This window comes from Erwinia sp. AK-PDG3-5, from assembly GCF_056821705.1.
This window is the reverse complement of sequence record NZ_CM165967.1, coordinates 3,666,199-3,686,522: the sequence shown is the minus strand read 5'-3', so window position 1 is coordinate 3,686,522 and position 20,324 is coordinate 3,666,199. Positions and strand designations below refer to the sequence as shown.

The 20,324-nt window shown below is 55.0% G+C and carries 24 protein-coding genes; 10 read left to right on the top strand and 14 right to left on the bottom strand.

Going from position 1 to position 20,324, the window contains the following annotated elements:
- The first annotated feature begins 160 nt into the window (after window positions 1-160).
- Window positions 161-802, top strand: coding sequence for a DapH/DapD/GlmU-related protein (locus AC1UKS_RS17195; RefSeq protein ID WP_482434641.1), 642 nt, complete (start codon window positions 161-163; stop codon window positions 800-802).
- 3 nt (window positions 803-805) lie between these two features.
- Here the strand turns inward: AC1UKS_RS17195 and AC1UKS_RS17190 are convergent, their stop codons facing one another.
- Window positions 806-1,849: an FUSC family protein gene (locus AC1UKS_RS17190; protein WP_482434640.1), complete on the bottom strand. Its 1,044-nt coding sequence runs from the start codon at window positions 1,847-1,849 to the stop codon at window positions 806-808.
- A gap of 165 nt (window positions 1,850-2,014) precedes the next feature.
- Between AC1UKS_RS17190 and crcB the strand changes: the two genes are divergently transcribed.
- Window positions 2,015-2,392, top strand: coding sequence for a fluoride efflux transporter CrcB (gene crcB / locus AC1UKS_RS17185; protein WP_053141732.1), 378 nt, complete (start codon window positions 2,015-2,017; stop codon window positions 2,390-2,392).
- Between the two features lie 49 nt (window positions 2,393-2,441).
- Here the strand turns inward: crcB and AC1UKS_RS17180 are convergent, their stop codons facing one another.
- The 4 genes from AC1UKS_RS17180 to AC1UKS_RS17165 all read right to left on the bottom strand — a co-directional run bounded on the left by AC1UKS_RS17180 (window position 2,442) and on the right by AC1UKS_RS17165 (window position 5,541).
- The gene (locus tag AC1UKS_RS17180; RefSeq protein WP_482434639.1) at window positions 2,442-3,212 is read right to left on the bottom strand and encodes a hypothetical protein; all 771 of its coding nucleotides are present in this window, start codon (window positions 3,210-3,212) and stop codon (window positions 2,442-2,444) included.
- Between the two features lies 1 nt (window position 3,213).
- Window positions 3,214-3,411: a hypothetical protein gene (locus AC1UKS_RS17175; protein ID WP_013200942.1), complete on the bottom strand. Its 198-nt coding sequence runs from the start codon at window positions 3,409-3,411 to the stop codon at window positions 3,214-3,216.
- Between the two features lie 114 nt (window positions 3,412-3,525).
- Window positions 3,526-4,974, bottom strand: a complete 1,449-nt coding sequence (locus AC1UKS_RS17170) for a sugar porter family MFS transporter (protein ID WP_482434638.1) — start codon at window positions 4,972-4,974, stop codon at window positions 3,526-3,528.
- A 189-nt stretch (window positions 4,975-5,163) separates the two neighbouring features.
- Window positions 5,164-5,541 (bottom strand): hypothetical protein, encoded by a 378-nt coding sequence (locus tag AC1UKS_RS17165; protein WP_105759661.1) that lies wholly within the window; start codon window positions 5,539-5,541, stop codon window positions 5,164-5,166.
- 351 nt (window positions 5,542-5,892) lie between these two features.
- On the opposite strand from AC1UKS_RS17165, the gene iraP reads away from it, so the two are divergent.
- Window positions 5,893-6,189 (top strand): anti-adapter protein IraP, encoded by a 297-nt coding sequence (gene iraP, locus AC1UKS_RS17160; protein ID WP_013200945.1) that lies wholly within the window; start codon window positions 5,893-5,895, stop codon window positions 6,187-6,189.
- A 58-nt stretch (window positions 6,190-6,247) separates the two neighbouring features.
- Here the strand turns inward: iraP and AC1UKS_RS17155 are convergent, their stop codons facing one another.
- The 3 genes from AC1UKS_RS17155 to AC1UKS_RS17145 form a co-directional block, all read right to left on the bottom strand.
- On the bottom strand, window positions 6,248-7,063 hold the full coding sequence (locus tag AC1UKS_RS17155; RefSeq protein ID WP_013200946.1) for a carbohydrate ABC transporter permease: 816 nt from the start codon (window positions 7,061-7,063) through the stop codon (window positions 6,248-6,250).
- A complete protein-coding gene (locus AC1UKS_RS17150; protein WP_013200947.1) occupies window positions 7,063-7,935 on the bottom strand; it encodes a carbohydrate ABC transporter permease in 873 nt (290 codons plus the stop codon). Before AC1UKS_RS17150 ends, AC1UKS_RS17155 begins: the two co-directional genes overlap by 1 nt.
- A gap of 63 nt (window positions 7,936-7,998) precedes the next feature.
- Window positions 7,999-9,345: an extracellular solute-binding protein gene (locus AC1UKS_RS17145; protein WP_482434637.1), complete on the bottom strand. Its 1,347-nt coding sequence runs from the start codon at window positions 9,343-9,345 to the stop codon at window positions 7,999-8,001.
- 557 nt (window positions 9,346-9,902) lie between these two features.
- Between AC1UKS_RS17145 and AC1UKS_RS17140 the strand changes: the two genes are divergently transcribed.
- Window positions 9,903-10,508 (top strand): GNAT family N-acetyltransferase, encoded by a 606-nt coding sequence (locus AC1UKS_RS17140; protein ID WP_482434636.1) that lies wholly within the window; start codon window positions 9,903-9,905, stop codon window positions 10,506-10,508.
- A 7-nt stretch (window positions 10,509-10,515) separates the two neighbouring features.
- On the top strand, window positions 10,516-11,607 hold the full coding sequence (locus AC1UKS_RS17135) for an ABC transporter ATP-binding protein (RefSeq protein WP_482434635.1): 1,092 nt from the start codon (window positions 10,516-10,518) through the stop codon (window positions 11,605-11,607).
- Between the two features lie 52 nt (window positions 11,608-11,659).
- On the opposite strand, the gene AC1UKS_RS17130 is transcribed toward AC1UKS_RS17135, so the two are convergent.
- Window positions 11,660-12,772: an ROK family transcriptional regulator gene (locus tag AC1UKS_RS17130; protein ID WP_013200951.1), complete on the bottom strand. Its 1,113-nt coding sequence runs from the start codon at window positions 12,770-12,772 to the stop codon at window positions 11,660-11,662.
- A gap of 52 nt (window positions 12,773-12,824) precedes the next feature.
- On the bottom strand, window positions 12,825-13,688 hold the full coding sequence (locus AC1UKS_RS17125; protein WP_482434634.1) for a glucosamine kinase nucleotide-binding domain-containing protein: 864 nt from the start codon (window positions 13,686-13,688) through the stop codon (window positions 12,825-12,827).
- Window positions 13,689-13,992: 304 nt separating this feature from the next.
- Between AC1UKS_RS17125 and AC1UKS_RS17120 the strand changes: the two genes are divergently transcribed.
- Window positions 13,993-15,141, top strand: coding sequence for a Gfo/Idh/MocA family protein (locus AC1UKS_RS17120; protein ID WP_482434633.1), 1,149 nt, complete (start codon window positions 13,993-13,995; stop codon window positions 15,139-15,141).
- A gap of 96 nt (window positions 15,142-15,237) precedes the next feature.
- Here the strand turns inward: AC1UKS_RS17120 and AC1UKS_RS17115 are convergent, their stop codons facing one another.
- A complete protein-coding gene (locus AC1UKS_RS17115; RefSeq protein WP_013200954.1) occupies window positions 15,238-15,447 on the bottom strand; it encodes a hypothetical protein in 210 nt (69 codons plus the stop codon).
- Window positions 15,448-15,579: 132 nt separating this feature from the next.
- Between AC1UKS_RS17115 and AC1UKS_RS17110 the strand changes: the two genes are divergently transcribed.
- A complete protein-coding gene (locus tag AC1UKS_RS17110; RefSeq protein WP_482434632.1) occupies window positions 15,580-16,467 on the top strand; it encodes a dihydrodipicolinate synthase family protein in 888 nt (295 codons plus the stop codon).
- An 81-nt stretch (window positions 16,468-16,548) separates the two neighbouring features.
- Here AC1UKS_RS17110 and yjbE read toward each other — a convergent pair whose 3' ends face one another.
- Window positions 16,549-16,803, bottom strand: a complete 255-nt coding sequence (gene yjbE / locus AC1UKS_RS17105) for an exopolysaccharide production protein YjbE (protein WP_265909855.1) — start codon at window positions 16,801-16,803, stop codon at window positions 16,549-16,551.
- 547 nt (window positions 16,804-17,350) lie between these two features.
- Between yjbE and AC1UKS_RS17100 the strand changes: the two genes are divergently transcribed.
- Together AC1UKS_RS17100 and AC1UKS_RS17095 are read left to right on the top strand one after the other, a co-directional pair.
- Window positions 17,351-17,944: a class I SAM-dependent methyltransferase gene (locus tag AC1UKS_RS17100; RefSeq protein WP_013200957.1), complete on the top strand. Its 594-nt coding sequence runs from the start codon at window positions 17,351-17,353 to the stop codon at window positions 17,942-17,944.
- A gap of 78 nt (window positions 17,945-18,022) precedes the next feature.
- Complete coding sequence (locus tag AC1UKS_RS17095) at window positions 18,023-18,253, top strand: hypothetical protein (protein ID WP_053141751.1); 231 nt, start codon at window positions 18,023-18,025, stop codon at window positions 18,251-18,253.
- 69 nt (window positions 18,254-18,322) lie between these two features.
- On the opposite strand, the gene AC1UKS_RS17090 is transcribed toward AC1UKS_RS17095, so the two are convergent.
- Window positions 18,323-19,354 (bottom strand): acyltransferase, encoded by a 1,032-nt coding sequence (locus AC1UKS_RS17090; RefSeq protein ID WP_410172970.1) that lies wholly within the window; start codon window positions 19,352-19,354, stop codon window positions 18,323-18,325.
- A 104-nt stretch (window positions 19,355-19,458) separates the two neighbouring features.
- Window positions 19,459-19,683 carry a hypothetical protein gene (locus AC1UKS_RS17085; RefSeq protein WP_482434631.1) on the bottom strand — a complete coding sequence of 75 codons (225 nt, stop codon included), beginning with the start codon at window positions 19,681-19,683 and terminating at the stop codon, window positions 19,459-19,461.
- Window positions 19,684-20,126: 443 nt separating this feature from the next.
- On the opposite strand from AC1UKS_RS17085, the gene AC1UKS_RS17080 reads away from it, so the two are divergent.
- The gene (locus AC1UKS_RS17080; protein ID WP_265909859.1) at window positions 20,127-20,321 is read left to right on the top strand and encodes a hypothetical protein; all 195 of its coding nucleotides are present in this window, start codon (window positions 20,127-20,129) and stop codon (window positions 20,319-20,321) included.
- Window positions 20,322-20,324 lie beyond the last annotated feature (3 nt).

Here is a 20,324-nt window from a genome sequence, read left to right as displayed (position 1 = left end):
TTTCAGCAAAATGTTAACTTAGGGCTATCTGTCATCTCCGCTCCACGAATCTGTCATCTGGCTGTGCCAGAGTAGCCTCTGCTGAAGTTAACCCGGTGCAGGGCAGCTCCGCTTATTTTGCGCGCTGCACTCATCCAGATATCCGACCAGATGAGGCTTTATGACCGTCATTGAATTGCATCAGCCTAAGTTAGCCGACACCTTTATCGATGAGAGCGTCACGCTGCGTGAGGTGGAGATTGGGCGCAGCTGTGAAATCCTCGCCCATAGCCACCTGGAGTATGCCAGCCTCGGCGATTACAGCTATCTGGGCCCGTATTGCACGGTGGCTGACAGTGAGATCGGCAAATTCACCGCCATCGCCTCTAACGTCCGGCTGGGGGCACCCAACCATCCAATCGATCGGCCCTCACAGCATCGCTTTACCTACTGCGCGGAATATTACAGCGCCACCGCCGAGCGCGATCGCGAGTTTTTCGCCGCCCGGCGGGCGGACAAGGTGGTGATTGGCCACGATGTGTGGATCGGTCATGCGGTGACGGTATTGCCCGGTGTGACGGTGGGGGATGGCGCGGTGCTTGCCGCGGGTGCGGTGGTGACCAAAGATGTCGCGCCCTACACCATTGTCGGCGGCGTGCCGGCCAGAGTGATCAAAGCGCGCTTTTCGCCCGAGGTGGCGGAACGGCTGGCGCGGATTGCCTGGTGGGACTGGCCGATGAGCGAGATCATGGCGCATCTGGCCGATTTTAAAGCGACCGACATCAACGCGTTTTGTGACCGTTGGGATCCGCTTTCCCGTTAGCGCTTACGGCTTTGACGATTTTCTGACGATCTGCCTGCGGGTAAACAGGCGTGTCATCAGGATGGCGAATAGCGCAAATGCGCCGCCCATGGCGGTGGCTTCCAGCCGGTGAGTGGCAACCGCATCGGTCTGCGTTACCCCCAGGCTGGAAATCATAAAGATCACCATCAGCGTCACAAAGAAGGTAAAGACAAAATAGGACTTTGAAATCAGTGAATAGGAGAAGGTGAAGGCGATATAGCCGCAGAGGATAAAGCTGCACACCAGGAACAACGGGCTGTGCCAGTAGCTCACCAGGGTTGCGGCCAGAATGCTGGCCATCAGCGTGCCCAGCACCCTGGCCTGAACGCGGGAAAAGGTATCCCTGTAATTATTCCGCAGGCAGAACAGCAGCGTCATGCCCGCCCAGTAACCGTTCTTCATCTGGAAAATTTCCACCGTACTCAGCGCCAGACACATGGTGAGCAGCGCATAAAACACCGACCATTGCAGATGAATTTTGTGTTTGTATTTACTCAGCGTGACGCGGAAGAACATCAGCCAGGAGCGCGGGCTGATGTCCTGTAAATGGAAGGGAAAGCGCCGGAACACCAGATACAGAAAGGCTATTTGCAACAGGCCGCCCGCGCCGGTTAACGCCGCGCGCTCGGCGGCGTATGCCATATTGCCGGCATAATAGCCGGAGACAAGATAGGCAATCGACCACTGCAACAGCATCCACCAGGCGCTGCTGTCGATATTCGCCATCGCGACATAGACACCGGCATACAGCATCGCCACGGCGATATACAGCGGCATCACGTTGCCGGTCAGACAGCCGAGCCAGGAAGAGAAGGCCAGGCCAAGGCTGGTGGTCAGCAACAGTGAAAACGACGATCCTTCCCAGGTTTTATTGGCACCGAAGGCCAGGGTCAGCGCGCCGCTGGCCATGATGCTGGCCGCAGGCACCTGCTGAAACAGGAAGCCAACGAGGAAAATCACCATAATGGCGGGCAAACAGCACAGGCCAAGCAGCATGTCATGTTTTAAAACAGGGGTCAGGCGCATCGGTGTTGGGGCTCTCTGGACTAACAATCACGTTAACGAAACACCTCAGCTTAGCAGCCCCTTGCCTGCAGATCATCACTGAAGCCGCAGACCTTTGCGGGTTGCAAAAAATGAGCCTGCTCAGTAGGCTAACGTTTCGGGTGTTGGGTCAACAATGAGAGAGTTATGCTTAAGACGTTAGTGGCGATTGCAGTGGGCGGTTCCGCAGGCAGTATTCTGCGATGGTTGCTGTCGGTGCGTCTGAACGCGATTTTTCCATCCCTTCCGCCGGGGACGCTGACGGTCAATCTGGTGGGCGGTTTTATCATTGGCGGGGCAATGGCGTACTTCTTGCGTAATCCTGAACTCGATCCGGCGTGGAAATTGCTGATTATTACCGGGTTTTGCGGGGGGTTAACCACGTTCTCCACCTTTTCGATGGAGATCGTCGGATTGATGCAGTCCGGCAATTATCTGTGGGCGATGATTTCGGTTTTCACCCATGTCATCGGCTCATTGCTGATGACCTTTGCCGGCTTCTGGCTGATTTCTCTGCTGTTCTGACCCGCAAATCACAGACCGGGCGGCAACGCGCTGCGGCTGCCCGCGAACCTCAGGCCGGTTCATCGTCGCTTTTCATTGCCAACGCGCTGGCGCTGGCGGCATCAAACAGCGACAGGCTTTCAATCTGATCAAGCATGATCACTTTACGGAACGCCATCGCGGATTTAGGTTCTGAATCCAGCGTGATCCCATGCTCGTCATACCACTTGCTGTAGTTGTGCTCGATGCACAGGCTGAGGGTTTTGCCATCGCGATAGCCGCTGAGCATCGGGATCAGCACGATATTGGCGGTGGTGGCATTGTCATAGGTGGCGGTGTGGATCATGCCGATATAGATGCGGCGGGATTTCAGCGTTACCCAGGCCAGCTCACCTTCTTCCATGCACTGGAACATCAGCCCTTCAACACCATTTGAACGCGACAGTTTCTTATAAAGTTTTTTACGGCCCGAGCTGTTCAGTTTGGCACTGCCAGACCAGCTTGAACGATACATACAGAACGTCACGGCAAAGGCCAGCATGATCACCACCGGGGCCTGAATACCCAGGAAGCTCCAGGTCATAAACTCGACCTGCCAGTGATGGTGCAATCCTTCATTCAGCTGCGGTAACGCGTTCAGCCCGGCGGAGACAATCAGCAGGATCAGCCAGATGATCCCGGTAGCGATTACCCCTTGCAGCACGAAAATACAGCCGTAAAGAGCCACAAGGAAGTAAACATCCCAGCCGAAAGAGCGTTTTACCTTAAACCGGGTAGAGAGGTCGCGACTGGTGTACCAATAGCCGCACACCATCAGCACCATAAATATTGCCGTTCCCATGTTAAGCCCTCTTCAGCGCGTTGACGTGCCGGGCAAAATCTTCACGCACATCCGGGCTGAAGATATTCACGGTTGCGCTTCCATCCTCATCAATCAGAATGCGCTCACCTTCTTCAATGGATTCTTCAATATCTTGCTGGCTCATGACTTGCAGCAGCAATTCGGGGCTGGAAAACAGGGAACATAAAAACCTGAACATGACGATCCTTTCTTAAGAGTAAGCACTAAGCCTGGTCGGCAAACCGACGCCTCTCCATAAGATTAGTATGAAATGCAACAATCAGACCTGAAGTGCCGTCCCTGGCACGCAATATCAGCTACCGGTTTGCGGCGCCGGATCGTCCTGCAGGTGTTTTTTGAAGTGGACTTCAATCTGTTCCAGCGTTTTTCCCTGGGTTTCCGGCGCAAAAATCAGCGCGAAAATCCCGCCCGCGACGCCAATCACCGCAAAGGCAAAGAAGCAGGTGGTCAGACCGAAGGCTTCCAGCAGGATTGGGAACATAAAGGCGATGGAGAAGTTGGTCATCTGCATGGCAAATACCGAGATGCCGTTGGCCATACCACGGATGCGCATCGGGAAAATTTCCGACAGCAGCAGCCAGGTCACCGGAGAGAGCGCCCCCTGCTGGAAGCTGAGGAAAATCAGCATGCCGCCCAGCACCAGATAACTGCGCAGCACGTCAGGCTGCCCGTGCACCGCTTCCGGCATCAGCCAGGTCACCAGTCCGATAGCCAGCAGCGAGCAGGTGCAGCCGATCTGGCCCACCAGCAGCAGCGGACGACGGCCAAAGCGGCTCAGCAACATGATGCCGACAAAGGTCATGATCACCGAAATCACGCCGTTGGCGATAGTTGCCAGCAGCGAGGCATTGGTACCGAGGCCGGTCGCCTGCAGCATCGTCGGCGCATAGAACATGATGGTGTTGACGCCGGACAGCTGTTGCAGCATCGCAATACCGATCCCCAGCGCCACCAGCCGCTTCATCCATACCGAGATGGTTTTCTGACGGCGGGCATTTTTCTGGCTTTTCGAATCCATCGACTTGCGGATTTCGCTCATCTCTTTTTCGACCCTGCCGGAATGGCGGGTGCGCTCCAGCACGTCACGCGCTTCGCGGTAGCGGCCATGCATCGCGTACCAACGCGGCGTGTCCGGCAGGAACAGCATGCCGACCCACAGGATCACCGCCGGTACACAGGCCACGCCGAGCATCCAGCGCCAGGTGGTCTCGCCGCCCCAAACTTCATTGATTGCCGCGTTGCTGGTGTAGGCAATCAGCTGACCGGACACAATCATCAGTTCCTGCAGGGTGACAAACTGCCAGCGGCGGTTAGCCGGGACAATTTCCGCAATATAGATTGGCACGATGGCCGCAGCGCCACCGACGGCCAGGCCGAGGATAAAGCGGAACAGGATCATCAGCACCACGTTCGGTGCCAGCGCACAGCCCAGCGAGCCGCACATAAAGATCAGCGCCATCACCAGAATGACCTTTTTGCGGCCAAACCGATCGGCCACGCGGCCGGCACAGATCGCCCCAATTGCCGATCCGAGGATCAGGAAGCTGGTGACCATCCCGGTGGTCAGTGAGGTCAGATGCAGGTCGTGCTTCATAAACAGCAAAGCACCGGCAATCACGCCGGTATCGTAGCCAAAAAGCAGGCCGCCCAGCGTGGCAATAAACGCAATTACTTTTACCAGCGGTTCGGTCGGCTGCGGTGCTTTTGCCGCCGTCGTCCCACTGTTTGATGAGTCAGTCACAAGTCACTCCCTGGAAAAACGTTATTATTCTGTTTTTAGTAGTGTGATGCAGATCACACGACCCTTAAATCTAAGACAGATATGCGAATTTGCCAGCGAAATGACGATTTTTAATTTTTTGCGAGGTAATCAGGCGGGGCGGGAAGTGACAGACAGGCTACCGGAATGAGGCCGGCAGCCTGATGCCTGCTAGGAAAGGCTGCGTGTCAGCCTTGAAGCGGGGGTAGTGGTATGCAGCCTGGGCTGGTGGTTGCCGGTCAGTGGCCGACAGCTTTCTTTGGTGATGCCACGCGCAACAACCGGCGTTTCCTGTGGAGCCGCGACGGCGATGTCGCTGCCGTTGTACTCCTGCAACCACTTCAGGTATTCGCCCAATACCTGCGCAATATCCTCACCCGGCTGGGTGGTGCGGATGTAAAGCTGCGCGGATGTTTTGCTCTTGTCCTGAATATAAATCTCGTACTTTTTATTCCAGGCTTGTGTGTCGGGACGTTCACGCAGGGTGACGTCATTAAAGCGCAGATGCTGCCAGCGCGTCAGTCGCTCATAAAAATGATTTTTATCCATGACGGATTAACCTCTCCGTTTTTTCTCTGTGTGTGTAATCAAAAAACGCCCTGGACAGGGGGCGGAATAACAGGGTTATTCGTGTAATTAGTAGAGGAAGTGTGCCAAACCCGGCGGGATAGCCGGTTGGAAGCTTAAATCTAGTCGAAATCGGCATGTTCGCCACCGCATGAAGAGATTTTAGGAAAATTACGCGTTCAGAAGAGGGGAAGCAGCGCGGCAAGCGTTTGATACAACGGGTGATGCCGCCAGAAATATCCCAACAGTTCTGAATAAGAGTCAGCGAAATCCTGTTTACTCGTGACCAAAAGGGATGGTAATTTCGGGGGCATATTATTTCAGGAGCAAGCCATGAAACAGTTAGTTATTGATATCTTAATGAAGATTGCAAAAATCGATGTAGACGCGAAGGAACTGACCGCGCAAGTCGAAGCCCAATCTCTGCTGATTGCTGCTCTGTTGCTCACTGCAGGTAAAGAAGGGGCCAATAACATTTCTGAAAACATCCAGAATGCGATTGTCACCGCCTCAAGTTCAGGTCAGGGTTTTATGCAGTCGGATGTTGATTTGCTGTTGACCCACGTTAACCGCCTGCTGGCCGTTACCCGCTACGTTGACGAGAAATCCGATACCGAAGAGCAAAGCTAAGCGCATGTGCCTGGGACAATGCACCGATGCATTCCCCCAGGCCGCATAAGCGCGACGATTACTTCACCGCCCCTTCCGTCACGCCGCTGATAAACTTACGCTGGAACACCAGGAATACCGCCACCAGCGGTAAAATCACGATCATCGCGCCAGCCATCAGCACCGGAATGTTGATGGTGTTTTTGTTCTGGAAAAACATCATGCCTATCGGCAGCGTCCTCAGTTCATCCTTGTTGACCAGAATCAGCGGGATCAGGAATTCATTCCACGTCCAGATAAACAGCAGCAGCGCCAGGGTGGTCAGCGTCGGCACGATCGCCGGCACCAGGATCCCCCACAATATGCGCGTGCGTTTCGAGCCATCCATTACCGCGGCTTCCACCAGCTCTTTGGGCACCTGCTGGAAAGCGGTGGCAATCATCAGCGTGGTAAACGGCAGCGACAGCGCCACCTGCGGCAGGATCAGCGCCAGATAGGTATTGGTCAGTCCCATCCAGTGCAATTCGTGATACAGCGGGATAATAAAGGCTTCGCTGGGCAGCACCATGCCTAACGCCATCAGCGCGGCAAACACCGTTTTACCCGGAATACGCAGGAAGGCGAATCCAAACCCGGACAGAATGCCGACCAGGATACTGATAATCACCACCGGAAACACCACCAGCACCGAGTTGAGGAAATAGGTGCTGAAATGGCCTTCCCGCCAGGCGGAAACGTAGTTGGCAAAGCTGAAGTGCGAGGGCAGGGCAAACACCCCGGCAAACAGCTCGCTTTGCGTTTTAAACGAGGTCATCAACGCCATCAGAAAAGGCAGAATGGTGACAATGGCGATCAGCCAGATAACCGCACGTGAAACAACAGGCGTAGCGCGCATCAGTGACGCTCCCGGATGGCAAAATGAATAATACTGTTGATTGCAAACACAATGATCATCCCGACGATGGCCACCGCCGAAGCGTAACCGTAGTGGCGTAAATCAAAGCCCTGTTGATACATATACAGGTTGGTCACCAGCGTGGAGGTGCCTGGTCCGCCATGGGTCATCACGTACACCAGGTCGAAGGCTTTCAGGCTGGAGATCACCGTCAGCAGCAGCGCGACGCGAATTTCAGGCCGCAGGCCAGGCAAGGTAATGCGCATAAACTTCTGCCGGCGCGACGAGCCATCCAGATCGGCGGCTTCCAGCAATGACGGGTCCATACGTTGCAGGCCGGACATAAACAGCACCAGACAGAAGCCGAAGAAGTACCAGGTGGCGACAAAGCCGACTGCCGGTAACGCCCAGTCAAAATCCCCCAGCCAGGACAGCGCCAGCTGCGGCAATCCAATCGCGCGGAAAAAGTGATCGATCGGCCCAAAGGCCGGGTTATATAACCAGCGCCAGACCACGCCGAGCACCGCCATCGGCATGATGTAAGGCAGGAAGAACAGAATCCGCAGCAGGCTGCGCTCTTTGTTATTGCGGGTATCGTTGAGGAAGCTGCACAACACCAGGCCAATACAGAGCGGGAACAGCGTGTAGAACAGCATCAGTACGGCGTTATTTTTGATCGCCACCCAGAACACCGGATCGCTAAACATCTGGATAAAGTTATTCAGCCCGATAAAAATCGGCCGGGTTGCCCCGTCCCACGAGGTAAAGCTGACGCCGACCGAGACCAGCAAAGGGAACAGCAAAAATAGCGAATAGATAAGCATTGAGGGCAAAATATACAGCGCATTTTGCAGTCGTGACTTATTAAGCATAACGGTGTTCTCGCGCGTCAAACTGAATAACGGCCCGGCCTGTCTCAGCGCCGGGCAGAGGGATTACTTTTTCAGGCTGGAGAGGTACTGCTGGTAATTGGTATCCAGTTTGTCGGTCATCTGTTGTGGCGTAAGTTTATCGGCCAGCAGCAGCTGCACATTCTCGTTCAGCGCATTGCCCATGGTCGGTGTTGCCCAGTCCACGTAGTGGCCAAGGCCATCGTGGCCGTTAACCGTGGTCCAGACGTTATACACATCGGCCAGCAACGGGTTGTCCGCCGGAAGTTTGGCATCCTTGTTGGCGCTGGCGGGCAGGAAGCCTGCCTTCAGCCATTTCTCAGCCATCTTGTCGGAGACGATGTAATCGATGTATTTGGCGGCCGCATCCTGCTGTTCTTTGGTTTTCGCCGTCAGGGTGATAGAGAAAGGCAAGTCGGTGCCGCCGACCATCAGCGGTTTGCTGACGCCGTCAAACTGCGGGAAGGCAGCGAAGTGAATATCTTTATTATCTTTGAACTGCCCCATATACCAGGTGCCGCTGACAAAGAATGCGGCCTGCCCACTCTGGAACAGCGTGGCCGCATCGTCTTTACCAATGCCCTGGAAGCCCGGGAAGAAGTAGCCTTTCTTATTCCACTCCTGCATCAGTGCGGCAGCTTTCTGCAGTTTCGCATCTTTAAAGGTGCCACCGACGTCGTAAATCAGGTCATCCATCGCTTTGCGATCGCTGCTGCTGATCTGATCCTGCCACAGCGTGGTCAGCATCTGCTGACCGGCAGAGCCGTCGAGGATGCCTAACATCAGTGGCGCCGTACCCTGTTCTTTCAGCTTCGCCATCGCGGCTTCTAACTCAGCCATGGTTTTCGGCACGGCAATCCCGGCCTTATCCAGCAGCTGCTTGTTGTAATACAGGCCGACCATTTCACCGAGGCTGGCAACGCCATACAGACTTCCGCTACCGAACTGCTGGCTGTCAGACCAGCGGTTGCGCTTCAGCATCGAGTCCGGGAAGCGCGTGGTCCAGCCATACTGTTTGGCGTAGCCGTCCAGCGGGATCAGCAGCTTCTCTTTCACCAGCGCACCCATATCACCGCCGCCCTGATTCACCTGGGCAACCTGCGGGCCGTCTCCGGAGTTCAGCGACAGTTTCAGCGGGATGCGGGTATCGTCAAAGGAGTGAACGGAACGGTCAATGCTGACGCCCGGATTCTGCGCGGTAAACTCTTTAATCGCTTCATCGATGGCCGAGGTCTGGGACGGATAGTTATAGATATCCCACTCGGACAGCTTGGTGTCCGCCTGCGCGGGCAGCTGGAACAGTGCGGTAAGCAAGCCAGCCGCCAGCAACGACAGCGCCGGGCGGGCAGGGACAGTGCGGGAAGAACGGGTAACCCTGGAAGCAGTGAACATGGATCTGTTTCTCCAACATCAAGAGAGCATCCTTTCATGATGGCAACCGACTTTCCCGCTGGTTGCATGAGGGCGTTTATAGATGATCACGTAGCCTTAGTTCATACTTACTTTAATGATTAAATAAAGTCAAACATCCCCACCGCCGCATTGCTGAAAGGTGATGCAGAGCAGAAAAACTGATAATTTTTCATTTTTCAGGGTGAAAAACTGCAGAACCGCGCTTTTCATGCTTAAACGCCGGGTTGCCTGGGGCTGCCAGGTGTTCTGTCTGGCGGCCGTTCGGGTGGGCTAATCCACTGAATGGTCATATGAAAATAGTATGTCGTCAGGGGCCATATTATCAAGGAACGGCAATGCGCCGGCATTATGGCGCGATTTTGCCGTCAGATTGCCGTCTGCGGGGGTTCTTACGCCAGACTAAAGTTCAAGACTGTGATCGACTGCATAATCTCAGCGGCTCAGGTGCGGCATAGGGGTATTATTTTTTCTTGAAAACAAAGTCGGCTTTATTTAAGTTGGTGATCTCTTCTTCTCCGACTGTATGAGCGTGGACGATGACTTTGCTTGAAGGAAAGATCCGCCCGGCAACCGCCGATGATACCGACGCCCTTTATGAGATCTGCCTGAAAACCGCGGATGCAGGCAAAGATGCCAGCGATCTGTATGCCGATCCTCACTATCCGGGCACCCGCTTTGCCGTGCCCTATGCGCTGTTTGCCCCTGATTTCGCCTTTGTTCTGGAGAAAGCCGGCAAGGTGATCGGCTATGTGGTGGCAACGCCCGACACCGTGGCGTTTGAGCAGCAGTTGCTGAAAGCGTGGTGGCCACTGCAGGTGGAACGCTTTGCCGACCGTCAGCCGGTTAAAGCGCTGGACAGTAAAATCCTCGATGCGGTTCGCCAGCCTGAAACCGCCTCTGAGGCGCTGACCAGCCGCTATCCCGCGCATCTGCATATCAATATCTTGCCAGAAGGCCAGCGCGGCGGCTGGGGGAAACGGTTGATTGAACATGAACTTGCCGCATTAAAAGCCGCAGGTGTCAGCGGCGTTTATCTCGGTATTAGCCTGCAAAATGAAGCGGTTGCCTGTTTCTATCAGCAACTCGGTTTTCAGCCGCTCTTCCGCAGCAATGCCATTTATATGGGCCAGGATCTGAACTGAGGGCGCTATGGCTACTCTGCACTTAAAAAACGTCAAAAAGTCTTACGAGCACGTCAATGTGATCCACGGCATCGATTTGAAAATCGATAACGGGGAATTTATCGTGTTCGTGGGCCCATCCGGCTGCGGCAAGTCCACGCTGCTGCGGATGATCGCCGGACTGGAAGAGATCAGCAGCGGCGAACTGTTTATCGACGATCAGGATATGACCCACCAGTCCGCTACCGAACGCGGCATTGCGATGGTCTTCCAGTCTTACGCGCTCTACCCCAATATGACGGTCAAAGGCAATCTGGCCTATCCGCTGGAAGTCGCCAAGCGGCCGAAGGCGGAAATTGCCGAACAGATTGCCATCACCGCCGAGAAACTGCACCTGACCGAACTGCTGGATCGCCATCCGCGCGCGCTCTCAGGCGGCCAGCGCCAGCGTGTGGCGATTGGCCGGGCGATCATCCGTCAGCCACGAATTTTCCTGTTTGATGAGCCGCTCTCCAACCTTGATGCCGAGCTGCGCTTACAGATGCGTATCGAGATTGCCAAACTGCATGAATCGCTGGGTAACACCATGATTTATGTCACCCATGATCAGCTGGAGGCGATGACGCTGGCGGATCGCATCGTGGTGCTGCGGCAGGGGAAAATTGAGCAGGTTGGCGCGCCGCTGGATCTCTATCACGACCCGGACAACCTGTTTGTCGCCGGGTTTATTGGCTCACCGAAGATGAACTTCGTCAGCGCCCGCGTGCTGTCTGTCGAAGCGGGTAAGGTGCGGCTGGCGGTGCCGGAGCTGAAGCTGACGTCGATTGCGTTGCCGGTGCACGCGGCGCTCGAGGAAGGGCAGAAGGTGACGCTGGGCATCCGGCCTGAGCATTTCGTCAGCGCCGAACAGGATAACCGTGAGTGGTCATTCCCCGGCACGCTGTCATTTGCCGAGCGGCTTGGCCACACCAACTATCTCTATCTGGATATTGGCCGTGAGAGTTTGCTGGTGATTGAAGCGCGGAAAATGGAGGAGGTTGAGTTGGGAGAAGAGGTGCAGCTGGCGCTTAACCCGCAGCACTGTTTGCTGTTCGACGAGCAGGGCATGCGCATTCGCTAGATTTCAGCCTGGCGTCGGTTAAGCCCGCCGCCAGAACCTGCCTGTAAACCCGTTACCCTTCTTCGTCTGCCTGCGCCGACAGCACGTCAATCAGCCGGTTCACGGTAAATCCTGCTGCGCCTAAAGCCCACATGCGGCTCGATTCGGTCAGGAACTGCAGCGGCGTCAGCTGCGGTGTCAGCTTCAGGCGATACTCCTGAAAACTCTGGCTGATCTGATCGAGTAAAATGCGCGAAGCCATTTGTGGCTCCATCGCCAGGTAGATGACATCGGGATCGTAGGCCACGGCAAGATTAGCCAGCGACAAACCCAGATGCTGACCGGCTGTCGCCAGCGTTTGCAGCGCCAGCGGCGACGGGTGTTTATCCAGCGCCAGCAGATTGGCCGGCACCGCTTCACCGGCCTGCTGCAGGGTCTTCAGAATGGCCTTGGACGAGGCGATCTCTTCCAGCGTGCACTTTGAGCCATCGTTCAGCAGCGCATTGCCAATCTCGCCTGCGGTGCCGGTACGGCCGCGATACAGCGCCCGATCCAGAATAATCCCGGCACCAATCCCTTTACCGTAGGTGGCGATAATCGCCGTCTGCGCTGCGCCAAGCTGACCGAAGACCAGCGTGGCGAGGGCCAGCGCATTGGCATCGTTCTCGATATACACCGGAATGGCAAAGCGCTCTTCCAGCAATGAGGCAATCGCCACGTGGGTCCAGTCCAGCACCGTCGAACGGATGCAGTGGCCGCTGACCGGATCGACCAGCCCCGCCAGCGCCAGACCAATCGCCGCCACGCGCTTGTCCTCAACGGTTTTCAGAAACTTTGCCAGCGCATCACTGAGCTGCTTGGGCGTCAGCTCGCCTGAGGGCATCTGCTGCTCGCCAATCAGGTTGCCGGTCAGATCGGTCAGCACAATCAGGTTACGTTCAGCATTAAGCTGGATACCGACCACCGTGGCGTAATCCGGATTCAGGCCAAGCAGGGTTTTAGGTCTGCCCATCGAGACGCGACGCAGCCCTTTTTCAATGATGATCCCCCGGCTCAGCAGGCGGTTTGCCGCCTGGGACACGGTCGACATGCTCAGCCCGCTGCGGACTTTCAGATCGGACTGGCTGATCGGGGAGTTCTCAACAATCAGCCGCAAAATGCGGGAGGTAACGTTCGGTGCGATCATAAAAGGTGCGGGTCTCAAAAAGTAAGTGGCTGGCTGTCAGCGGTCGACCGGCTCAACAGAGGCTGGCCAGACGCAAAGCACCTGACAGCGCATCTTCCTGTGCAGGCACAATCTTATTGCGCGTGGCTTCAGCCAGCCAGGGGAGAAGCGGGGCGGCCATTCCGCCCATCAGCGCCAGCGGGCCGTGGCTGGCTTGCGCCAGCGCATCCAGCATCACCGTCACTTCTGCGGCGCTTTCGGCGATCAGCTCAGCGGCAAGTTCATCACCCTGCTGAGCGGCGTCAAACACCCAGGGCGAGAAATGTCCCCAGTCGCCGGGCGTGGCGTGGCGGGTCCAGCTGAGCAGCGCATCCGGTGAGTGCGAAAAATGGCGCATCACGGCGTCAGTCAGCGGAGTGACGGCAATAATGCCGTCGTGGGCCTGTAGGGCTTTTCGCAGCGCGCGCTGACCCAGCAGGGCGCCAGAGCCGTGATCGGCAAGCGCAAATCCCCAGCCGCCGACCCGGTGAAAACGCGTGCCGTCCCAGGCCGCGCCCTGGCTGCCGGTACCGGCAATCAGCACCGCGCCCGGTTGCCCTTGATGGGCGCCCGCGCAGGCGATATCGACGTCAGAGAATAACGAGAGTCGGGCAAAAGAAGACGGATGTTGCTGCAGACGCTGGTCAACCGACGGCACATTCGCCCCTGCCAGTCCCCAGACGGCGTGGGTATTTTTACGTGCCGATAAAGGCAGGTCAGCGGCGATAAAGGTCTGTTCAATCAGCGTGTTGACGCGGTCCAGCGCGCCGGTGAAATCAGAATAGACGTTGGCCGATCCGCCGGTGCACTCCGCGAGGATCCTGCCGTCAGGCGTCGTGAGTCTGGTCCGGCAATGCGTGCCGCCGCCATCTACTCCGATCAAAAATTCTGATTGCATGATCCTCCCGTGACCGGCGTTGACCCACATTGTGGCGAAAAACTACTGGCTATTTTGCTCGAAACGATAAAATAAAAAAACTTAAATCGCAATAACAAATAAATATGGATAGGTTTGTTAATATTATAATGATTTAAATCAACTGTTTAATTATAAATGTGTTTTTTGTTTGAGCTTTCATTGTTGACATTAGTTTTTCTGTCGTACTAAGTTGGTGTCCAACAATTGCGCGATCCCGGATGCCGACCACACCGTATCAGGGACGCTTTTCTTTTTCCGTGACCAAAGATGGGCAGAGGGCAATATGAAAGTAGCGATCATCGGACTGGGCTTTCGGCTTTCCAATGTAGTGAATGAGTTCAACAAAGCCGATCCGGATTTCAGTATTGTCGGGTATGTCGATCCGGCACCCGCAGGCATACCTAACCTTGAGAAGTTTGGTATTCCTGCCGGAAAAGCGTTTGCCACGCTGGACGACATGCTGGCAGCTGGCGGGTTTGATCTGCTGATGGTCGGCTCACCTAACTATCTGCACCTTGAGCATATTGAAGCCGGACTGAAGGCCGGCAAGCGGGTGTTCACGGAAAAACCGGTGGTGATCAACGAAGCGCAGACCATGGCGCTGGCAAAACTGATTAGCCAGTATGGTCAGGAGAATATTCTGGTGGGGCTGGTGCTGCGCTACTCGCCGCTTTACCACGATCTGTTACAGGCCAAGGCGGAAAACCGGCTGGGTGAAATTACCTCTATCGAAGCCACCGAGCACATCAAGCCCTATCACGGAGCGTTCTTTATGCGCGACTGGCGTCGCTACGAGCGCTATGCCGGTCCCTACATTCTGGAAAAATGCTGCCACGATATCGATCTCTATCAGGGATTAATGGGAGAACGACCGGTGCGGGTTGCCAGCTTCGGTGGCCGCAAATCCTTCACCCCGCAACATGCACCGCAGGGCGCGATTACCGCCGATTCCGAGCTGTATCATATCAAGCCCAGCGGCTGGTCGAGCACCGAAGCGGTGTTCGAAAGCGATGCGGATATTGTTGATTATCAGACGGCGATTGTGGAGTACGCTGGCGGTGCCACCTTGGCATTTCACGCCAACCTCAACGTGCCGGATGAGTTCCGCCGTTTCTGCGTGATGGGCACCGATGGCATGGCCGAAGGTGACTTTGTACGCAACTACTTCCGCGTCCATGACGCGCGCACCGGCGAGAAAACCGTTGCAACAGAGTATGAAGGCAATGCTTACGATGGCCATTACGGCGCGGATGCGTTGATGGCTGCGGAGATTGTGAAGCACATTAAAACCGGTTCGCTGCTGAAGGTGTCGGTGATTGATGCACTGGAGGCGGGACTGACGGCGATAAAAATTGATGAGGCGCGTAAGTCGCGAACGGTTATCGATCTGACGGACTGCTGGAACACCTTTGACGCCAATTTGGGCCGCTAATTCACTCCCTTCCTGAAACTGTCAGCCTGGCATTTCCCCCGCAGGCTGGCCTTCTGATGGCACTCTGACTGACTGCTTGACCGCCGAAGCCGACGGTCATTTTTCTCCGTTAACGCGGGTAATTGTCGTTCCTTCATTGCGGTGGACCTCACCGCACAGCAACACCGCATCCGGCCGACGCTGGTGAATACGGCCGGCCATCTGTTCACAGGCGACCTGGGTGGGGAAAATGTGCTCAGAAACCGGCAATGCATCACAGGCATCATGGCCACAGGCGCTGACCAGTAAAACGAAGCCAATTAACATAGCTCACCCCTTTGATGAATCAGACCCAATATTCAGTATAGTCCAGCAGCGAGACGGCTGTGGTATCGCCCTGTGTGCTGAGGTGATATAAAAAAGGGCAACCATGCGTAATCCTTTCAGGGAGATGTTCTGATGCAATTCACCGGTCTTTCCGCTTTCCCCATCACACCCGCCAGTGAACAGGGTGTGGTTGATGTTGTTGCACTGGAAAAGGTTCTACTGCGACTGAAGCAGGCGAAGGTCAATTCCGTCGGCCTGCTCGGTAGCACCGGGCTGTATGCGTTTCTGCGGCGGGAAGAGAAGCGCCGTGCGATTGAAGCGGCCGTAGACTGCCTGCAAGGCGAGATCCCGATTATCGTCAGCGCCGGTGCGCTGCGCACTGATGACGCAATCCAGCTGGCTGAGGATGCGCAGGCGGCGGGCGCAAATGGGATCCTGCTGGCGCCGGTGTCCTATACGCCGCTGACGGAAGAGGAAGTGTTCCAGCATTACGCGGCGGTGGCGCAGAGCACCTCGCTGCCAATCTGCATCTATAACAATCCCGGCACTACGCACTTCACCTTTACGCCGAGCCTGCTGGCTCGTCTTGGCACGCTGCCCACGGTGAAAGCGCTGAAGCAGCCGTCATCCGATAAAACCGATAAAGATCTGGTGGCCGATCTGCGCGGACGCTTCGCGGACGATTTTGCCCTTGGCTTTAGCGTCGACTGGCATGCGCCAGAAGCCCTGTACGCCGGTGGCGACGTCTGGTTCAGCGTGTTGGGCGGATTGCTGCCAAAACAGGCGATGGCGCTGACGGAGGCCGCATTACGCAAGGATGGCCAACAGCTGGCCCAGCTCAACGCTGAACTTCAGCCAATGTGGACCTTATTCAAGACCCTCAGCAGCCTGCGCGTGATGGTCAGCGCGGCGGAAATTCTGGGGATTTGTCAGCCGGTATTGCCACGTCCATTACTGCCGCTGCGGCCTGAGGATTATAAAAAAGTGGAGATGGTGCTGCGGGATTTACAGCTGGACTAGCCAATGAAAAAGGCCTTCCCGTGAGGAAAGGCCTCTGCAATCCGCATTACGCATCCTGCCAGTCAGTGCTGATAACGCGAATTAATGCGCCATGGTGCCAGTTGTGGTCGTGGTGGTGCCGGTGGTGGAGCCATCGCTACCGCCACCGCCACCGCCCATAGTGGCCAGGGCAACACCTAACAGCGCAGCGACAGCACCGACACCCACAGCATTTGAGTTGCCGTCTGACATCGCAGTGGCTTCACTTCCTGCTGCAGCGCCGGTGGTCGGTGCGGCATAGACGCTGGCGCTGGTAGCCAGCGTCAAAATCAGAGCAAGCGTGGTTATTTTTTTCATTTTTATCGTTCCTCAGGAAGGGGTAACCAGACAACGCTTGAGAGCATAATTTTAAAGTTCAGGGTTGAATAGTGGCCGCCCGGGAGGGAATTATTGTTATTCTGATTAAGGTGTTACCGGTTTAGCGCCAGTGTTTCCCACAGTAAAAATAACTGATTAGGGTTGCTTGACTGGCGGAAGGACTGTCGGGAGTGAGGTCGGGATAATTAAAGCCAGATTATCCTTAAAACGGCCGGGAATTTATCTCATAGGACAGAGTGCTCGTACTGGCCATAAATATGAGCCAATCTGCGCTTTACTTTACCCTGCGTTTTAAGAATAAATACCGGCGCCTTTTTTTTGCTTTTTCTCCCTAAAGCAAATTTCTCGGGAGCGAATTGAGTGTGAGGCTATATTGATATCTGTTGCGAAATATAAATGATTACCCCGAAAAACGGCGGCATTTATGCGATTAATCCTGGTTTTAACCCAGGGCTGAAAGGTTTTAAGAAATTGTTAAGTGTCTTGTGGCTTACTGGGCGTAATCATTTTTGCCAGAGGCTCAACTATGTTGTTATCTGCGTTTTCCTATATCAAAGATAAAACCGGGTATTTACAGGAATTCATCTCCGATCCACGGAAAACAGGCACTATCGCTCCTTCCTCTTTGTCTCTGTGCAAAACCATGTCTGATGCCGTCGACTGGAACCAGTGTCAGCGTATTGCTGAACTGGGGGCCGGTGACGGCGTGGTCACCCGCCATCTGCTGACGCGTATGCGGCCCGATGCCGAGCTGCTGGCCTTCGAGACCAACAGCCGCTTCCATCCCAAGCTGGCCACCATTGACGACCCACGCCTGCGGGTCACCGGCGCATCCGCTGAAACCCTGAGCGGTGAATACGACGCGATCTTCTCAGGCTTGCCGTTGCTGTCGCTGCCGAAAGAGGTCCGCCACGGCATTCTGGAGCGTGCCGCGTCACTGCTGAGCCCGCAGGGGGTCTTCGTCCAGTTCCAGTACACCTCGCTCTCTGAGCCGCTGCTGTCCGAATACTTTGCCTGGAACCGCAGCCGCGTGCTGTGCAATCTGCCGCCAGCATGGGTGTATCGCTGCCATTCGCTGGATAATTTACCGCAGGAGAATGCGGGAGTTAGCACACCCTGATGAAGGGAATGTGACTTAGAGATGGCAATCTCCGTATGGTCTGCCAGGCTTAACCTTTACCCACAACAGGAGGAGAGAATGAGTATTGAAAGTGACCTGCCCACCTCAAGTGATGAAGAAGTCTGCACTATCATTGGCAAAGCAGTGGTTGACCTGAGTATCACCGGGCAACCTGTCAATAAGGCTACGCTGGCGCTCAAGCTGTTGGCGATGGCAGATCAGGATGGCGATGAAGAACGCATTTTACTGTACTGGATTGCCCGGAAGGCAATTAACCAGCCACACAGGTTTGCTGCTGCAGCCTTCTGATCTTCGTGGCATACCGGCACACTGTCGGAAAGACGGCCGCTCCTCACAGAGTGGCCGTTTTTATTGCGCTCAGGTAATGCGGCGCACGAAGGGGATCAGTCTGATCAGCCAGACAATCAGCGCAGAGAGGGCAAAGCAGGCGATCGCCACCAGCGGAATGGTCAGAATCGAATAGTAGCCTTCGAAATTGAGCTGCAGCAGGTTCAGCAGCACTTCCAGCACCATTGCATGCACAAAGAAGATGCCGAGACTGAGATTGGACAGGGCGCGAATCACCCCGATAGCCGATTTGCCGAAGCGTAGCGGGGCATTCAGCAGCATAAAGAAGAACGACAGGGACACCACAACCATGGTTGGCGCGGCGTAAAACAGGAAGATTTGGTTAGGCTTAAAGGTACTGATCGACAGGGAGTAAGTCATGACCGCCGTTAACACCACGGACAGAATAAAAATAACACCCGCAATGATCACCTTCGGATTTATTTTAAAGCGGCGAACCACCCCACCGAGAATATAAAACCCGGACAAATACACCACCATATCGATATTACTCGGATCCGGCAGTGGACGGTTTTCCAGTAAATTGGCCTTCACGTTATCAAATAACATATACACCGAGGCCAGCACAAACCAGATGGTCAGCGTGTAGTTAACCCGCTGCTGGCTGCCATAGGTGATAAAGGTATTTAGCAGCGGCGTCACCAGATACAGCAGGATCATGGTGTAGATAAACCACATATGCGGCCACGCCGGGGTACTCAGCAGCTCAAGCACGCTGACCGACGAGTGGTTCATTTTCACCTGTTGCCCGTAGACAATATAAATCACCGACCAGGCAATCAGTGGGATCACTAAATCCAGCACGCGGGTTTTCAGCGTACTCAGTAGCGATTCATTTTTATTGAGGGAAACATAACCGGCGACCAGCAGGAACAGCGGAAATGCGATGCGCCCAAGCGCTTCGTACATTACCGAGACCGACCAGGCCAGATGGAAATAGCTAAAAGGGATAGCAGCCGTATGCAACAAAATAACTAAAAACGTTGCCACAAGTGTGAGCAGCTTTATATTAATCGTTTTCAATGCCAGGTTCCTTGTCATAAAGCACACTCTGCCGGAAAGGAACAGACTGTCGCCACCTGGCTAAAGGTATCATATTTCGCTGTTGCCGATGTAGCTTCTGCTAAGAAAAACGCCGGGCGCTTTCAGCTCGAATGGTGCGTTGCGTCTACCGTCAGCGTGGCGGGACAGGCCTGCTGAGGCTGAACAACGCGGTATTCTGCTTTCCCCTGATGGATGTACATGCAGGCCCGGCCAGCGTCACCGCCATCCTGTTCCTGGGACAGCGTCAGGACCATTTGCTCAGCGGGCACAAAACAGGACCATAAGGTGCTAACGCCCAGCGTCACCACCAGTGAGATGACTTTCATTATTCCATTCATATCAGACAGCCAGAAAAAGTGAAAAGAAGGGTTCCGCTCTGGCAATCCCTCCGCAAAGGGTGTCAGAAAATATGACCCTCGCATCAGTGCCTGGCCGACTGCAAGCGTCGGCATGCAATATCGGACGAAGCCTGGGGGTAAGCCAGCAGAGTTTTCTTATTTTACCTGGTCTTTATTCCACGGCTGTGATCTGGCAACGGTTAAGCGGGCCGTCTGGAGATAATTGAGTGAAAAGCGGTTTATTTTTTCCTGACATCATGACGCGATCCAATTCAGGACCATTTATTTCATCAAGTTTTCATCGTGCAAGATAATTTGGCTTAGGCGGTAAAAGGGCGGTTCGGTGGCGGGCGGGCGGCTTGGGAAAAAATTCACCACGGCGCGGGAAAGTTGTTAAAATTACTCTTTCGTCCTTTTTCATGGAAGCCAAGATGACTACTGAAATCTCCCATCCTGCCAGCAGCCCAAAGCAGGCCGCGTTACAACTGGTTATTGAACTGGTGCGTGCCGGTAAACTGAGCCCAATGCAGGGCGATGCCGCCAATATGATCTCTATCTACGAGCAGTTTAAAGATCACTTTGAAGCGGATAAGCAGAAGCACTCCACGGACTCGGCTATCTCCTGATAG

What these genes read in the sequence shown, in the direction of transcription:
- AC1UKS_RS17195 (WP_482434641.1), top strand. Translation starts at nt 161, where the DNA reads ATGACCGTCATTGAATTGCATCAGCCTAAGTTAGCCGACACCTTTATC.
- AC1UKS_RS17190 (WP_482434640.1), bottom strand. Translation starts at nt 1,849, where the DNA reads ATGCGCCTGACCCCTGTTTTAAAACATGACATGCTGCTTGGCCTGTGC.
- crcB (WP_053141732.1), top strand. Translation starts at nt 2,015, where the DNA reads ATGCTTAAGACGTTAGTGGCGATTGCAGTGGGCGGTTCCGCAGGCAGT.
- AC1UKS_RS17180 (WP_482434639.1), bottom strand. Translation starts at nt 3,212, where the DNA reads ATGGGAACGGCAATATTTATGGTGCTGATGGTGTGCGGCTATTGGTAC.
- AC1UKS_RS17175 (WP_013200942.1), bottom strand. Translation starts at nt 3,411, where the DNA reads ATGTTCAGGTTTTTATGTTCCCTGTTTTCCAGCCCCGAATTGCTGCTG.
- AC1UKS_RS17165 (WP_105759661.1), bottom strand. Translation starts at nt 5,541, where the DNA reads ATGGATAAAAATCATTTTTATGAGCGACTGACGCGCTGGCAGCATCTG.
- iraP (WP_013200945.1), top strand. Translation starts at nt 5,893, where the DNA reads ATGAAACAGTTAGTTATTGATATCTTAATGAAGATTGCAAAAATCGAT.
- AC1UKS_RS17155 (WP_013200946.1), bottom strand. Translation starts at nt 7,063, where the DNA reads ATGCGCGCTACGCCTGTTGTTTCACGTGCGGTTATCTGGCTGATCGCC.
- AC1UKS_RS17150 (WP_013200947.1), bottom strand. Translation starts at nt 7,935, where the DNA reads ATGCTTAATAAGTCACGACTGCAAAATGCGCTGTATATTTTGCCCTCA.
- AC1UKS_RS17145 (WP_482434637.1), bottom strand. Translation starts at nt 9,345, where the DNA reads ATGTTCACTGCTTCCAGGGTTACCCGTTCTTCCCGCACTGTCCCTGCC.
- AC1UKS_RS17140 (WP_482434636.1), top strand. Translation starts at nt 9,903, where the DNA reads ATGACTTTGCTTGAAGGAAAGATCCGCCCGGCAACCGCCGATGATACC.
- AC1UKS_RS17135 (WP_482434635.1), top strand. Translation starts at nt 10,516, where the DNA reads ATGGCTACTCTGCACTTAAAAAACGTCAAAAAGTCTTACGAGCACGTC.
- AC1UKS_RS17130 (WP_013200951.1), bottom strand. Translation starts at nt 12,772, where the DNA reads ATGATCGCACCGAACGTTACCTCCCGCATTTTGCGGCTGATTGTTGAG.
- AC1UKS_RS17125 (WP_482434634.1), bottom strand. Translation starts at nt 13,688, where the DNA reads ATGCAATCAGAATTTTTGATCGGAGTAGATGGCGGCGGCACGCATTGC.
- AC1UKS_RS17120 (WP_482434633.1), top strand. Translation starts at nt 13,993, where the DNA reads ATGAAAGTAGCGATCATCGGACTGGGCTTTCGGCTTTCCAATGTAGTG.
- AC1UKS_RS17115 (WP_013200954.1), bottom strand. Translation starts at nt 15,447, where the DNA reads ATGTTAATTGGCTTCGTTTTACTGGTCAGCGCCTGTGGCCATGATGCC.
- AC1UKS_RS17110 (WP_482434632.1), top strand. Translation starts at nt 15,580, where the DNA reads ATGCAATTCACCGGTCTTTCCGCTTTCCCCATCACACCCGCCAGTGAA.
- yjbE (WP_265909855.1), bottom strand. Translation starts at nt 16,803, where the DNA reads ATGAAAAAAATAACCACGCTTGCTCTGATTTTGACGCTGGCTACCAGC.
- AC1UKS_RS17100 (WP_013200957.1), top strand. Translation starts at nt 17,351, where the DNA reads ATGTTGTTATCTGCGTTTTCCTATATCAAAGATAAAACCGGGTATTTA.
- AC1UKS_RS17095 (WP_053141751.1), top strand. Translation starts at nt 18,023, where the DNA reads ATGAGTATTGAAAGTGACCTGCCCACCTCAAGTGATGAAGAAGTCTGC.
- AC1UKS_RS17090 (WP_410172970.1), bottom strand. Translation starts at nt 19,354, where the DNA reads ATGACAAGGAACCTGGCATTGAAAACGATTAATATAAAGCTGCTCACA.
- AC1UKS_RS17085 (WP_482434631.1), bottom strand. Translation starts at nt 19,683, where the DNA reads ATGAAAGTCATCTCACTGGTGGTGACGCTGGGCGTTAGCACCTTATGG.
- AC1UKS_RS17080 (WP_265909859.1), top strand. Translation starts at nt 20,127, where the DNA reads ATGACTACTGAAATCTCCCATCCTGCCAGCAGCCCAAAGCAGGCCGCG.